The organism is Streptomyces sp. LaBMicrA B280 (genome assembly GCF_049222185.1).
GTDB lineage: Bacteria > Actinomycetota > Actinomycetes > Streptomycetales > Streptomycetaceae > Streptomyces > Streptomyces murinus.
Window position 1 is genome coordinate 60,873 of record NZ_JBMJCT010000009.1, and the last position, 15,338, is coordinate 76,210.

The following is a 15,338-nucleotide window of genomic DNA, read 5'->3' on the forward strand; positions in this document are numbered from 1 at the left end:
CCCACCGTGCTTTTGCCGATTGTGTCGGAGTCTCATGACCTCCCCTGTGCGCGCCCATGATCTGATCCTGTGCCTCACCCCGTTCGCCGAGCCCGACGCGGGTCTCGCCGCGGCCGCCACCGGCGCCGGCGCGCTCGGCGTCCTCGATCTCGGCACCGGCGACCGAATATGCCGACAGGAACTGTCCCGGCTGAGAAGAACGGCGCCGGGCCGGTACGGCGTCCGGGTGACCGCCCGGTGCGCCCTCACCCCGGCCGACCTGTCCGACGGCCCCGACCTCGTCGTCCTCGCCGCGGACCTGACGGCCGCCGACACCCCCTGGAGCATCGCCGAACTGGCCGCCGAACGACGGGTATTGGCCGAGGTCACCGATCTGCCGCAGGCGCGGGCCGCCGTCCGGGCCGGTGCCCAGGGGCTGATCGCCCGGGGCGCCGAGAGCGGTGGCCGAACCGGTGCGCTGAGCACCTTCGTGCTGCTCCAACAGCTCGTCGCCGACGCGGAGTTGGCCGACTCGCCCGTCTGGGCCTGCGGCGGTGTCGGGCCCCGGACGGCGGCCGCCGCCATGGCGGGTGGCGCCGCCGGTGTCGTCCTCGACAGCCAGCTCGCCCTGCTGCCCGAGTCCCGGCTGCCGGAGGCGGTCCGGGCGGTGCTGCGGTCCCTGGACGGCGCGGAGACGGTGGTGCTCGGCGGGCACCGGGTGCTGCGCCGCCGCGGCCCCGACGCGCCGCAGCTCCCCGCCGACGACCCCACGGCCATCGCCGCCCTCCTCGGCGCCCGCGACCCGGCCCACCAGCTGCTCCCCGTCGGCCAGGACGGCTTCCTCGCCGCCCGGTTCGCCGAGCGCTGGGGGGATGTGCGGGGCGTGGTACGGGGGATGACGGCGGCGATGCGGCCGCAGTCGGAGCCGGAGTCAGGGCCGGAGCCGGAGTGCGGGCAGGCGTTGCGGCCCGGGTCGGCGATGAGCCGGGCGCTCGGGACGCGGCTGCCGGTGGCACAGGGCCCGATGACGCGGGTCAGCGACCAGGCCGGATTCGCCGCCGCCGTCGCCGAGGAGGGGGCCCTGCCCTTCCTCGCGCTGGCACTCGCCGACGGCGCCCGCACCCGGGCGATGCTGACCGAGGCACGGGCCGTGCTTGACGGCCGGCCCTGGGGCGTGGGCGTGCTCGGCTTCGCACCCGAGGAGATCAGGAACGCCCAGCTGGAGGTCGTACGACAGCTGCGGCCCACGCACGCGATCATCGCGGGCGGCCGGCCCGCGCAGGCCGAGGCGCTGGAGCGGGCCGGGATCCGCACCTTCCTGCACGTGCCCTCGCCGGGGCTGCTGCGGCAGTTCCTCCAGGCCGGGGCGCGCAGGTTCGTCTTCGAGGGCTCGGAGTGCGGCGGGCATGTCGGGCCCCGGGCGTCGTTCCCGCTGTGGGAGGCCCAACTCGCCGTACTGGACGACTTCCTGGCCGACGCCGAACCCGGGACGGCGGCCCAGGTGGAGGTGCTCTTCGCGGGCGGCGTGCACGACGAGCGGTCCGCCGCGATGGTCGCCGCGCTCGCCGCGCCGCTCACCAAAATGGGCGCCGCGATCGGGGTCCTCATGGGCACCGCCTACCTGTTCACCGAGGAGGCCGTCGCCCACGGCGCCATCCGGCCGCTCTTCCAGGAACAGGTCCGCGCCGCCACCGCGACCGCCCTGCTGGAGACCGCGCCCGGCCACGCCACCCGGTGCGTGCCCAGCCCGTTCACCGACGACTACCGGGACCGCGAACGCGCGTTGCGCGCCGGGGGCCTGCCCGACCGCGAGGTGTGGCAGACGCTGGAACGCCTCAACGTGGGGCGGCTGCGCATCGCCAGCAAGGGCGTGGAGCGCGCGGACGACGGGGAGTTGCGGGACGTCGACGAGCAACGGCAGCTCGCCGACGGGATGTTCATGGCCGGAGAGGTCGCCGTCCTGCGCTCCGCGACGACGACCATGGCCGCCCTGCACCGCTCGGTGACCGACGGCGCCGCCGACTTCCTCGCCGCCCGCGGCCCGCTCCCGGTCACCGAGTGGGAGCCCGCGCCGCCCGCGCCGCTCGACATCGCGATCGTCGGCATGGCCTGCATGTTCCCGGGGGCACCCGACCTCGCCGCCTTCTGGGCGAACATCGTCGCCGGACGTGACGCGGTGACCGAGGTGCCCGCCGACCGCTGGGACCCGGACGTGCACCACGCCGCCGGGCACACCGCCTCGAAGTGGGGCGGGTTCCTGCCCCGCATCCCCTTCGACCCGCTGCGCTACGGCATTCCGCCCACCTCGCTCGGCAGCATCGAGCCCGTGCAGCTGCTCTCCCTGGAGGCGGCCCGGCGCGCCCTGGAGGACGCCGGATACGGCGAGCGGGGACGGGAGTTCGACCGCTCGCGCACCGCCGTGGTCTTCGGCGCGGAGGCGGGCAGCGACCTGTCCAACGCCGTGACCCTGCGGGCCGTACTCCCGTCGTACTACGGCAAGGTCCCCGACGGGCTCGACGGCCAACTGCCGCAGCTGACCGAGGACTCCTTCCCCGGAATGCTCGCCAACGTCATCTCCGGCCGCATCGCCAACCGCCTCGACCTCGGCGGCGCCAACTTCACCGTCGACGCCGCCTGCGCCTCCTCCCTCGCCGCGCTCGACGTGGCCTGCAAGGAACTCGTCTCCGGCACCAGCGACGTGGTGCTGTGCGGCGGCGCCGACCTGCACAACGGCATCAACGACTACGTCCTGTTCTCCTCCGTCCACGCCCTCTCCCCGACCGGCCGCTCCCGCGCCTTCGACGCGGCGGCCGACGGCATCGCGCTCGGTGAGGGCGTCGCCTGCGTGGTGCTCAAGCGGCTCGCCGACGCCGAACGCGCCGGCGACCGGATCTACGGCGTGGTCAAGGGCCTCGGCTCCGCCAGCGACGGCCGCTCCCTGGGCCTGACCGCGCCCCGCCCCGAGGGCCAGCGGGCCGCGCTGGAGCGGGCGTACCGCAATGCCGGGGTCTCGCCCGCGCAGGTGAGCCTGGTGGAGGCGCACGGCACCGGCACCGTGGTCGGCGACCGCACCGAACTCACCATCCTCGGCGAGGTGTTCGCCGAGGCCGGCGCCCGCACCGGCGGCTGCGCGCTCGGCTCGGTCAAGTCCCAGATCGGGCACACCAAGTGCGCCGCCGGACTCGCCGGACTGATCAAGACGACCCTCGCCCTCTACACCGGGGTCACGCCGCCCACCCTGCACGTGGGGCGCCCCAACCCGGCCTGGACCGAGGACGACAGCCCCTTCTCCTTCCATACCGACGCCCGACCCTGGGCCGAGCCCGCGGCCGAACGCTTCGCCGGGGTCAGCGCGTTCGGCTTCGGCGGCACCAACTTCCACGCCGTGCTGGCCGCGCACGGGGACGCGGTACCGCCCCGGCAGACCCTGGACGAGTGGCCCGCGGAACTGTTCCTGTTCCGCGCCCGGGACGAGCAGGCCGCACACCGGCAGGCGGCGGAACTCCTTGAGGCGGCCGAGGCGGACGGGCGGCCCTGGCGGCTGCGCGACCTCGCCCTCGCCGCGGCCCACCGCGCCGACACCTCGCGGGAACCGGTCCAAGTGGCCTTCGTGGCACGGGACGTGGACCAGCTGACCGAGCGGCTGCGGGCGGTCCTCGACGGAGACGGACACGGAGATGGCGACGCGGATGTGCGTCGCGCGGACCCGGTGGCCGGAAAAGTCGCCTTCCTCTTCCCCGGACAGGGCAGCCAGCGCACCGGCATGCTCGCCGAACTGCTCGTCGCGCTCCCGGAGTTGCGCGACCATCTGCGACCGGAACAGGCCGACGTCGTCTATCCGCCGGCCGCCTTCGACGACACCGCGCGCGAGCGCCGCCGGACCGCCCTGACCGACACCCGGGCCGCCCAACCCGCCCTGGGTGCCACGGGCCTGGCCGCCCACGCCTTCCTCGGCGCGGCCGGTGTCCAGCCGGATCTGGCCGCCGGACACAGCTACGGCGAACTGGTCGCGCTCGCCGCCGCCGGTGCCCTCGACCCGGACGCCCTGCCCCGCCTCAGCGGCGAGCGGGCCGCCGCGATCCTGGCGGCGGCGGGCGCGGAACCCGGTTCGATGGCGGCCGTGGGCGCACCCGCCGAGGACGTCGTCGGTGCCCTGCGGGACGCGGGGGCGCCGGAGTCCGTCGTCGTGGCCAACCTCAACTCGCCGCAGCAGACGGTGATTTCGGGGCCGACGCCGGACATCGACACGGCGGTACGGCTGCTGCGCGCGGCCGGACTCGGCGCGAAGCGGATCCCCGTGGCCTGCGCCTTCCACAGTCCGGTGGTGGCCGGGGCGGGGGCGAGGTTCGCCGAGGCACTCGCAAAGGCGCCGGTGCGCGCGCCCGAGTTCCCCGTCTGGGCCAACCGCACCGCCGCCCCGTACCCGGGTGACCCCGAGGGGGTGCGCGCCGAACTCGCCGCCCAGATCGGGGCGCCGGTCGCGTTCGCCGCGCAGATCGAGGCCATGTACGAGGCGGGCGCGCGGATCTTCGTCGAGGCGGGCCCGGGGACGGTCCTCACCCGGCTCGTCGGGCAGATCCTCGGCGACCGCCCGCACCGCACCGTCGCCCCCGAGCCCCGGCCCGAGGGCGGACTGCCCGGCTGGCTCGACGCCCTCGCCCGACTCGCCGTCGCGGGCGTCCCGGTGCGCGCCGCCCGGCTTTTCCAGGGCCGGGACGCCGTGGACGCGCTGCGCGCCCCCACCCCCGCCCGACCCGGCTGGACGGTCGACGGACAGCTGGTCCGCACCGCCGACGGAGCCCTGCTCGCCGGTGCCCTCGCGCCGGCCCGACGCGTCGTGGAGACGACTGTGACCACCGACCAGCCCAACGGCGCCCCCGTCGACCGGGACGCGCTGATCACCGAATTCCTGCGCAGCGGACGGGAGATGATCGCGGCGCAGCGGGATGTGCTGCTCACGTACTTCGGGGGGACGGGGTCGCCGGTGGCTCCCGTGGCTCCGGTCGCGGCCGTCGCGCCGGTCGCTCCTCAGGCGTCGCCGTCGGCCGAACCCGCCTTCATGGAAACCGAGTCGGCCGCCCCGGTGGTCCAGGAGGAGGCCCCGGCCGCGTCCGGTGCGGACGTGGCGCGGGTCGTGCTGGAGATCATCAGCGAACGCACCGGCTATCCCGTCGACATGATCGAGCCCGATCTCGATCTGGAGGCGGACCTGAGTATCGACTCCATCAAGCGGGCCGAGATCGCGGGCGAGCTGGCCAAGCGGCTGGGCATCGCCGGGGGCGCGGAGCTGCTGGACGACGCCGAGTTGGAGGAGCTGACCAAGGCGCGTACGGCGGCGGCGGTGACGGCGTGGCTGGCGGCACGGGTCGGCGGCGGTACGGGGCCCGGCCGACCGGAGGAACAGGCACCGGAGCCGGACGCGGCGCCGCTCGGTGTGGCACCCCGGCGCTTCGAGCTGCGGGCGGTCGAACTGCCCGACGTCGGGCCAAAGGCCGCTTCCGTCCTCGCCGGGCAGCGGTTCTTCCTGCTGGGTGACGGCGGGGGAGCGGCGGCCGAGGTGGCGGCGCGGCTGGACGCGCGGGGCGCGGAGGTCGTCCTGGCCGACCAGGGGCATGTCCTCGGGGCGGTCGACGGGACGGTGGACGCGGTCGTGTACCTGGGCGCGCTGCCCGGCCCTGAACTGCCGGTGCTGCCGGACGCGTTCCCCGTGCTCAAGGCGGCGCTGGCATGCGGCACGGGCCGGCTGCTGGCCGTGCGGGCCGAGGCGGGCGCGGGTGCCGTACGGGCGGCCGGGCTCGACGGGCTGTTCCGCACCGCCGGGCGGGAGTATCCGGAGGTGGTCGCGCGGGTGGTGGCCGTCGGGGACATCGCCCCGGCGGCGGTCGCCGAGGCCGTGCTCACGGAGCTGTGTGCACCGGCGGGAGCATCTGAGGGGGCCGACGCCTCCGCCCCGCTCCCCGTCGTCCTGCGCGCCGCCGACGGGACCCGCCGGGGCCTGGACCTCCGCCCCGTCCCGCTCGGCTCCCTCGGCAACACCGGCGCGGGCCCCGCCGGGGTCGGCACCGCCGAGGCCGCGGCCCTCGGGCTCGACCGGGACTCCGTCGTCCTGCTGGTCGGCGGCGCCCGGGGCATCACCGCCCGGTTCGCGGCGACGCTGGCCGCCGCCTGCGGCTGCCGGATCGAACTGCTCGGCCGCACCCCCGCCCCGACCGCGCCCGAGTCCCCGGCGACCGCGGCCGCCCGTACCCCCGTCGAACTGCGGGCCGCACTCGCCGCCGCCCCCGGCGTGCCGAAGCCCGCCGAGATCAACCGGACCGCCGAACTCCTGCTGGCCCAGCGGGAGATCACCGCGACCCTCGACGAACTGGCGGCCCTGGGCAGCGCGGCCCGCTACCGCGCGGTGGACTTCCGGGACCGGGACGCGGTGCTCCGGGCGGTCAAGGAGATCCACGCCGAGCACGGCCGGCTCGACGGGGTGGTGTTCGCGGCCGGGGTGATCGAGGACCGGCTGATCGCCGAGAAGAGCCCCGACTCCTTCCAGCGGGTCTACGGCACCAAGACGGCGGGCGCCGGGGCGCTGTTCGCCGCCCTGGACGACCTGCCCGGGGCGCCCGCGTTCACCGTGCTGTTCGGCAGCATCGCCGCCGTCCTCGGCAACCGGGGCCAGTGCGACTACGCCGCCGCCAACGACGCCCTGGAGACACTCGGCGCCGACTGGGCCGCCCGCACCGGGCACCGCGCGCTCACCGTGCACTGGGGCCCCTGGGCGCCGTCCGGCACCCACCACGGCATGGTCGGCGCGGAACTGGGCCGCGAGTACGCCCGCCGCGGGGTGGCGATGATCGATCCCGAGGAGGGCACCGCGGCCCTGCTGCGGGAACTCGCCTGGGGCGACCCGGCGGCGCGTGCCGTCGTCTACACCGCGTCGGGCTGGTGAGATGACGAACAGCCAACTCCCCGTCGCCATCGTCGGGATGGCGGTGCTGCTGCCGGGCGCGCGCGGACTCGACGCCTACTGGCACAACCTGCGCGGCGGCGTCGACGCGATCGGCGAGGTGCCCGCGGGCCGCTGGGACGCCGACTACTACCGCCCGGCGGCCGCCGCCGGGCCCGCCGCCCCCGACCAGGTGTACTGCCGGCGCGGCGGCTTCGTGGACGGCCTGGCCGAGGTGGAGGTCACCCGGTACGGCATCATGCCCGCCGCCGTCTCCGGGACCGAGCCCGACCAGCTGATCGCCCTCGATGTGGCCGCCGCCGCGCTCGCCGACGCGGGCGGCGAGCGCGGGCTTCCGGCCCGGGACCGGATCGGGGTGATCCTGGGCCGGGGCGGCTACCTCACCCCCGGCCTGGCCCGGCTGGACCAGCGGGTCCGCACGGCGGGCCAACTGGTGTGCACACTCGGCGAGTTGGTGCCGGACCTGTCGTCCGCCCAACTCGACCGGGTCCGGGCCGCGTTCACCGAGCGACTCGGTCCGGACCGCCCCGAGGCCGCGATCGGCCTCGTGCCCAACCTCGCCGCCTCCCGGATCGCCAACCGGCTCGATCTGCGCGGCCCCGCCTACACCGTCGACGCGGCCTGCGCCTCCTCGCTGGTCGCCGTCGACCAGGCGGTCGGCGAACTCAGCGCCGGGCGCTGCGACATGATGCTCGCCGGGGGAGTGCACCACTGCCACGACATCACCCTGTGGAGCGTCTTCTCCCAGCTGCGCGCCCTGTCCCCGACCGAGCGCATCCGGCCCTTCCACCGGGACGCCGACGGCATCCTCATCGGCGAGGGCACCGGGGTCGTCGTACTGAAGCGGCTCGCGGACGCCGAACGCGACGGCGACCGGGTCTACGCCGTGATCCGGGGCACCGGCGTCGCAGGAGACGGCCGTACGGCGGGCCTCGTCAGCCCCGACCCGGGCGGCCAGACGCGGGCCGTGCGCCAGGCCTGGCGGGCCGCCGGGCTCGACCCCGCGGCGCCCGGCTCCGTCGGCCTGCTGGAGGCCCACGGCACGGCCACCCCGGCCGGTGACGGCGCCGAACTCACCACGCTCGCCGAGGTGTTCGGACCCGGCTCGGACCTCGCCGACGAGGAGCGCCCGGTGCTCGGCTCGGTGAAGTCCATGATCGGCCACACGATGCCGGCCGCCGGGGTCGCGGGGCTGGTCAAGGCCGCCCTCGCGCTGCACCACGCCACCCTGCTGCCCACCCTGCACTGCGACGACCCCCACCCCCGCCTCGCCGCCACCCGCTTCCGCACCCTGGCACAGGCCCGCCCCTGGGACCGGGACCCGGGCGAGCCGACCCGGCGGGCCGCCGTCAACGCCTTCGGCTTCGGCGGGATCAACGCCCATGTGGTGCTGGAGGAGGCACCGGCCGCCCGGCGCACCGCCGCCCCCGGACACCCGCCCGCCCCCGCCCCGGTCGCCCGCGTCACCGAACCCGAGCGCGTCCTGCTGCTCGCGGCCGACTCCGTCGAACGCCTCGCCGTGCTGCTGGCCGCCGACGACTCCGCCGTCCTGGCCGCCGGGCTCGATCCGGCCCGCGCGCACCCCGGGGCGGGACCGGCCCGGCTCGGGATCGTCGCACCGAACACCAAACGGCTCGCGCTCGCCCGCCGGGCGGCCGAGAAGGGCCGGGCCTGGCAGGGGCGCAGCGATGTATGGCTGCGGCCCACCCCGCTGCTGGGCGGCCCCGATGACCGGCTGGCGTTCGTCTTCCCCGGTCTGGAGGGCGAGTTCACCCCGCCGCGCACCGACGACATCGCCGCCCGCTTCGGCCTGTCCGCGCCCCGGGACCCCCGGGCGGACACCGGGGTGGGCGCGCGGGCGGGCACCCGGGTCGAGGACATCGGACGGCACGGACTCGATGTCGTCGGCGTGGGCCGGCTGCTGGACCGGGCGCTGCGCGCGATGGGTGTCGTACCGGACGCGGTCGCCGGGCACAGCGTCGGCGAGTGGACGGCCATGGCGGCAGCCGGGATCTACGCACCCGACCAGGTCGACGGATTCATGGCCGAGTTCGACCCGGACGCGCTGACCGTCCCCGGGCTCGCCTTCGCCGCGATCGGCACCTCCGCCGCACAGGTCGAAGCGGCGCTCGCCGACGCCTGGGCGGGCTCCGGGATCGTGCTCTCCCACGACAACGCGCCCCGCCAGTCGATGGTCTGCGGACCGGACTCGGCGGTCGAGGACCTCGTACGGTCCTTCCGCGCGCAGGGCGTGATCTGCCAGGTGCTGCCCTTCCGCTCCGGCTTCCACACGCCGATGCTCGAACCGTACCTCGCCCCCATCCAGGAGGCCGCCGACCGCTTCCGGCTGCACCCGCCGACCGTCCCGGTGTGGTCCGGCACGACCGCGCGGCCCTTCCCGGCGGCCGAGTCGGCCGTGCGCGCGCTGTTCGTACGGCATCTGCTGGAACCCGTGCGCTTCCGTGAGCTGACCGAGGCCCTGTACGCCGCCGGACACCGGGTCTTCGTGCAGCCCGGCCCCGGCCGTCTCACCTCCCTGATCGACGACACCCTCGGCGACCGCGACCACCTCGCGGTCCCCGCGTGCTCGCCCCATCACGACGGGCTTCCCCAACTCCGCCGCGTGGCAACGGCGTTGTGGGCGGCGGGGGCGGCGGTGGTGCCGGGCCTCACGGGGACGCCGACGACGGCACCGGCGGCGCCCGCGATCCTGGTGAACCCCGCGGGCGTCGACCGGCCGCCCGTCCGACTCGACCTCGGCGGCGCGCTGGTGTCGCTGGACGGGGCCGTACTCGAAGAGCTGAGGGGGGAGTTGGGGCGGGGGCCGGCGGTGCCACGTTCCGCCGCCCCGGGCGCACCCGCCCTCGACGGGCTCGCCGCCCGCTTCCCGGTCGCCGCCGAACTGTCCGCCCTGCTGCGGGACACCGCGGACACGGCGGCCGAGGTGCTGGCGGCGGCCGGGGGTCGTAGTCCGGCCGTACGGCCTCCTGCCCCGGCCGTGCACCGGCGCACGCCCCGCGCGACGGCCCCCGCCCCCGCCGCCCTGCTGGAAGGGCTGAACGAGAACCAGCGTGCCGCGGTCGCGCACGCCGGCTCCCCGCTGCTCATCGTGGCCGGGCCCCCGCCGCCCCCGCTGCCGCGACACGGGCCCCCGCCCGCCCGGCGCCCGAGGCCCCCGCGAGGCCCACCCCGCCGTCCCTCTCCGCGAACCCGACCCCGACCCCGGTCCCGGCCCCGGCAGCCTCCGCGACCACCACCCTCCACATCTCCCCCCGCACCATGCCCCACCTCCTCGACCACTGCTTCTACCCGCAGCGCCCCGGCTGGCCCGATCTGGAGGACCGCTGGCCGGTCGTGCCCGCGACCACGATCGTGCGGCACATGATGGACGCGGCGGAGGCGGCGGTGCCCGGGGCGCGGGCGGTGGCCGTGCACGGGGCCCGGTTCGACCGGTGGCTGACGGCCGTGCCCGCCGTGGACGTACCGATCACGGTCGCGCCGGTCCCCGGACGGCCGCACCACCGCGCCGTCTCCTTCGGACCCACCGCCCGCGCCGTGATCGAACTCGCCCCGCACCACCCGGCACCACCCCCACCGGCGCCCCGCCCGGACGCCCCCGAGCGGCGCCCCGAGCACACCGCCGCGCAGATCTACCGCGAGCGCTGGATGTTCCACGGCCCGGGGTTCCAGGGCCTGACCGAGCTGTCCGCGATCGGCGAGCGGCATGTGCGCGGGGTGATCACCACGCCCGCCGCCCCCGGCGCGCTGCTGGACAACGTGGGCCAGCTGCTCGGCTACTGGATCATGGCGACCCGCACCGAGCGGACCGTCGTCTTCCCCGTGCAGATGCGGCGGATGACGTTCCACGGGCCGCATCCGGCGCCCGGCACCCCCGTCGACTGCCTGGTGCGGATCACCTCCCTCACCGACACCCTCCTCGAAGCCGACGCCCGGCTCACCGTCGGCGGCCGGGTGTGGGCCGTGCTCGACGGCTGGCAGGACCGCCGCTTCGACAACGACCCGACGACCCGCCCCGTCGAGCGCTTCCCCGAGCGCCACACCCTCTCCGCGCTCCGGCCCGGCGGCTGGACCCTGCTGCACGAACGCTGGCCCGACCTCGCCTCCCGAGAGCTGATCATGCGCAACTCGCTGGGCGGTGCGGAGCGTTCGCAGTACGCGGCGCATCCGCCCCGGGGCCGCCGCCAGTGGCTGCTCGGCCGGATCGCCGTCAAGGACGCGGTACGCCGATGGCTCTGGGAACAGGGCGAGGGGCCCGTCTTCCCGGCCGAGATCCGGGTCCACAACGATGCGGCCGGGCGCCCCTACGTCACCGGTGTGCACGGCCGGACCCTGCCCCCGCTGGACGTCTCCCTCGCGCACCGGGCCGAGGCGGGCGTGGCGCTCGTACGACCGCGCGGCCCGCACCCCGGCCTCGGCTCCGGCTCCGGCGACACCGACACCGACACCGACGGCGTCGGCGTCGGCGTCGGTGCAGGCTCAGGTGTCGGCATCGACATCGAAGAGGTCGTCGCACGCGAGCCCGCGACCCTCGCCACGGCGCTCGGTCCTGAGGAACTCCGGCTGCTCCGGGCGCAGTCGGGCCCGGAGGCGGAGTGGTTCACCCGCTTCTGGGCCGCCAAGGAGGCCGTCGCCAAGGCCGAGGGCACCGGATTCGGCGGCCGGCCACGGGACTTCACCGTTCTGGAGGCGGCGCCCGACGGCAGCCGGCTGCTCGTCTCCGGCCGACTCGCCACCCATCTCGTCCACTGCGCCGGGGCGGCCAACCCACCCGCCCTGACGCCCCGCGCGTACATGGTGGCCTGGACCACCGGGCCCACCGCCGCGACCACCACCCGGCCCACCTTCGAAGCCGCCGCACCTCACGATCCCGCAGCCGAGGAGACCCCCCGATGAACCCCCCGCTCATCCCCACCCAGCAGGCCCCCGACGCCGTCCTCGCCGACCTCACCGGCATGCTCCGCGAGGTCCTGGCCGAGTACGGCGACGACGACACGGTCATCGGCATGTCCACCACCTTCAACCGCGATCTGGAACTGGAGAGCATCGACCTGGTCACCCTGGCCGGGCTGATGGAGGAGCGGTACGGCGGGCGGGTCAATCTCGCCGAGTTCCTCGCCGGGATGGAGTTCGAGGAGATCATCGAACTGACCGTCGGCAGGCTCGTGGAGTACGTGGTGTGGAGCCTGAAAAGCGCGCAGGCGGGCTGAGCCGTGGCGATGGTCGACGCCGGTGGCATCCGGCTGCACGTCCAGCGCATGGCCCCCGTCGGGGGCGGCACCCCGCACGGCACGGTCGTACTGGTGCACGGGCTGCTCACCGACAGCCTCGCCAGCTACTACTTCACCGTCGCGCCCGCCTTCGCCGCGGCCGGACTGGACGTCCTCATGTACGACCTGCGCGGCCACGGCCGCAGCGAACGCCCCGCCCGGGGCTACACGTTGGACCACAACATCGACGATCTCACCGCCCTCCTCGACCGCCTCGGCGTCACCGGACCCGTGCATCTCGTCGGCAACTCCTACGGCGGGACCATCGCGTTCGGCTACGCGGCCCGCGACCCCGGGCGCGTCGCCACCCTCACCCTCGTGGAGTCCGAACCCGCGACCCCCGCCTGGGCGAGCAAACTCGGCGGCATCCTGCACCGGGTCGTGACCCAACTCGCCCACAACGAACGGGACGCGATCGCCTGGATCACCGCCAACCGCGGCCACAACACCGCCCGCCTCGCCAAGGGCGCCGCCCGGCTCGCCCGGGAGACCAGCCTGGGCCGGGACATCCCGGCAAGCCGGGTGCACACCGAGGCCGAGATCGGCGCCGTGCGCTGCCCGGTCCTCGGGGTCTACGGCGGCGACTCCGACCTCGCGGACCTGATCCCGCTGCACGCGGCCCGGCTGCCGGACTTCAGGGCCGTGGTGCTGCCCGGCCACGAGCACTCGGTGCTGGTGGAGGCGCCCGGCGCGGTCGGCGGCCACATCCTGGACCTGATCCGGACCGGCGCGGGCGCCGTCCGATGAGCGGCTTCCTGTTCGTCGTACCGCCGCTGACCGGGCACATCAACCCGGCCGTCGGGGTCGCCGACCGGCTCGCCGCGCGCGGCCACCGGGTGGCCTGGGCCTGCGCCGACCCGGGCCTGGTGCGCCGGCTCGCGGGCCGGCGCCCCGGTGTTCGGCTGCGCGGGCCCGGTGCCGGGCACCGGCGGCGTCGGGCGCCCCCCGGACCTGCGCGGCGCGGAGGCGCTGAAGTTCCTGTGGGAGTGGTATCTGCTGCCGCTCGCCGACGCGATGGCGCCCGGAGTGCGGGCGGCCGTCGAGGAGTTCGGCCCGGACGTGGTGGTCGCCGACCAACAGGCTTTCGCCGGAGCCCTGGTGGCCGAGCGGCTCGGACTGCCGTGGGCCACCTCGGCGACCACCTCGGCCGAATTCAGCGGCGCCTACGACGGGTTGCCCAAGGTCGCCGAGTGGCTGCGGCGGCGGCTGGCCGAACTGCGCGAGCGCCTCGGCGACCCTGCGGGCACCGCCGACCCGCGCTCCTCCCCGCACCTCCTGCTGATCTTCAGCAGCCCCGAACTCGTCGGCCCCCAGGCCCCGTCGGCACCGCACATCCACTACGTCGGCCCCTCCCTCGCGGGCCGCCCGCACCGGCCCGGCTTCCCCTGGGAGTGGCTGACCCCCGGCCGGGCGAAGGTCCTGGTCACCCTGGGCACCGCCAACGCCGACGCCGGGGGCCGCTTCCTCGCCGCCTGCCGCGAGGCGCTGCGCGCACGCGCCGACCGGGTGCAGGCCGTGCTCGTCGACCCGGGCGGGGTGCTGCCCGCGGAGGAGGGCGGCAAGGACCTGCTGGTGCTGCCCTCGGTGCCCCAACTCGCCCTGCTGGAACGGATGGACGCGGTGATCTGCCACGCCGGGCACAACACCGTGTGCGAGGCGCTGTGGCACGGTGTCCCGCTGGTCGCCGCCCCCATCCGCGACGACCAGCCGGTGATCGCCGCGCAGGTCGTGGACGCGGGGGCCGGGCTCCGGGTGAAGTTCGGCCGGGTCACCGCGGACCGGCTGGGCACGGCCCTCGACACCGTCCTGCACGACCCCGCCCACCGGACCGCCGCCGCCCGCGTCCGCACCATGCTGGCGGTCACCGACGGCGTGCGCCACCATCAGATCCGCAACGTGCTGAACAAGGGCTTCTCGCGCCGCACCCTGAACCTCATCGAACACTCCCTCCCCGCCCGCGTCCGCACCGCGTTCCGCGCGGCCGGCGGCGCCCCGGCCGCGGCCGCCCACCTGGAACGACTGGCAACGGAGAGCCGATGAGCGACCCCAGCGAAAAGCGGGCGAAGGCCGAACGCGTCGCCGCCCTGCGCCCCGCCTACCGAGCCGATCTCGCCACCGGCCCCGCCCGCTTCCTCGGCGCCCGCCGCGCCACCTGCCCCTGGTGCGGCTCGGGGCGGCTGAGCGAGCGGCTGCGCACCACCGACCTGCTCCAGCACAAGCCGGGCCGCTTCACCCTGGACCGCTGCGCCGACTGCGGGCACATCTTCCAGAACCCCCGACTGACCGAGGCGGGACTGGAGTTCTACTACCGGGACTTCTACGACGGCCTCGGTGAGCAGCGGATGAGCGGCACCTTCGGCGGCCGGGGCGCCATGTACGAGGGCCGCGCCCGCGCGCTGCTGCCGTACGACCCCGCCCCGAAGACCTGGCTGGACGTCGGCACCGGACACGGCCACTTCTGCGCGAGCGCCCGCGGCGTGCTGCCCGGCACCTCCTTCGACGGTCTCGACTTCACCGACGGCGTCGAACTCGCCGCCCGCGAGGGCCGCATCGACCAGGCCCACCGGGGCGCCTTCCCGGACCTGGCCCCCGAACTCACCGCCCGCTACGACGTGGTGAGCATGTTCCACTACCTGGAGCACAGCACCGACCCCGACCGCGAACTGCGCGCCGCCCACGAGGCCGTACGCCCCGGCGGCCACCTCCTCATCGAGGTCCCCGACCCGGACAGCCGCTACGCCCGGCTCCTCGGCCGCTGGTGGCTGCCCTGGCTCCAGCCGCAGCACCTGCACTTCATCCCGGTCGGCAATCTGCGCCGTCGGCTCACCGAACTCGGCTTCACGGTCCTCGCCGAGCAGCACGCCGAGCCGCACGACCCGGTCGATCTGCTCGCCGCCGTCTGGCTGGCCCTGGACCACGCCGCGCCCCGCGAGGACGCCCCCTGGCTGCCCGAGCCTCCCGGCCCCCTGCGCCGGGCGCTGCGCGGGGCGCTCCTGCTCGCCGGGGTGCCCGCGCTGCTCACCGCCACCCTCCTCGACCGGCTCGCGATCCGCCCGCTCGCCCAGCGCCTGCACCTCGCCAACGCCTACCGCCTGGTGGCCCGCCGGGAGTGAACG

General features: G+C 76.0%; 4 protein-coding genes and 2 pseudogenes. All 6 read left to right on the forward strand.

The features are described from left to right. The first annotated feature begins 34 nt into the window (after positions 1-34). A complete protein-coding gene (locus ACLF5H_RS08945; protein ID WP_421675519.1) occupies positions 35-6,916 on the forward strand; it encodes an SDR family NAD(P)-dependent oxidoreductase in 6,882 nt (2,293 codons plus the stop codon). Position 6,917: 1 nt separating this feature from the next. Beyond that, positions 6,918-11,848: pseudogene (locus tag ACLF5H_RS08950) on the forward strand (beta-ketoacyl synthase N-terminal-like domain-containing protein). Further along, the gene (locus tag ACLF5H_RS08955) at positions 11,845-12,162 is read left to right on the forward strand and encodes an acyl carrier protein (RefSeq protein WP_421675520.1); all 318 of its coding nucleotides are present in this window, start codon (positions 11,845-11,847) and stop codon (positions 12,160-12,162) included. The pseudogene ACLF5H_RS08950 and the gene ACLF5H_RS08955 overlap by 4 nt, the downstream one beginning before the upstream one ends. A 9-nt stretch (positions 12,163-12,171) precedes the next feature. Then, the gene (locus ACLF5H_RS08960; protein WP_421675619.1) at positions 12,172-12,969 is read left to right on the forward strand and encodes an alpha/beta fold hydrolase; all 798 of its coding nucleotides are present in this window, start codon (positions 12,172-12,174) and stop codon (positions 12,967-12,969) included. Then, positions 12,966-14,058 (forward strand): annotated as a pseudogene (locus ACLF5H_RS08965) (glycosyltransferase); the annotation flags it as partial. The gene ACLF5H_RS08960 and the pseudogene ACLF5H_RS08965, both read left to right, overlap by 4 nt. Before the next feature lie 200 nt (positions 14,059-14,258). After that, the gene (locus ACLF5H_RS08970) at positions 14,259-15,335 is read left to right on the forward strand and encodes a class I SAM-dependent methyltransferase (RefSeq protein WP_421675521.1); all 1,077 of its coding nucleotides are present in this window, start codon (positions 14,259-14,261) and stop codon (positions 15,333-15,335) included. Positions 15,336-15,338: the final 3 nt, after the last annotated feature.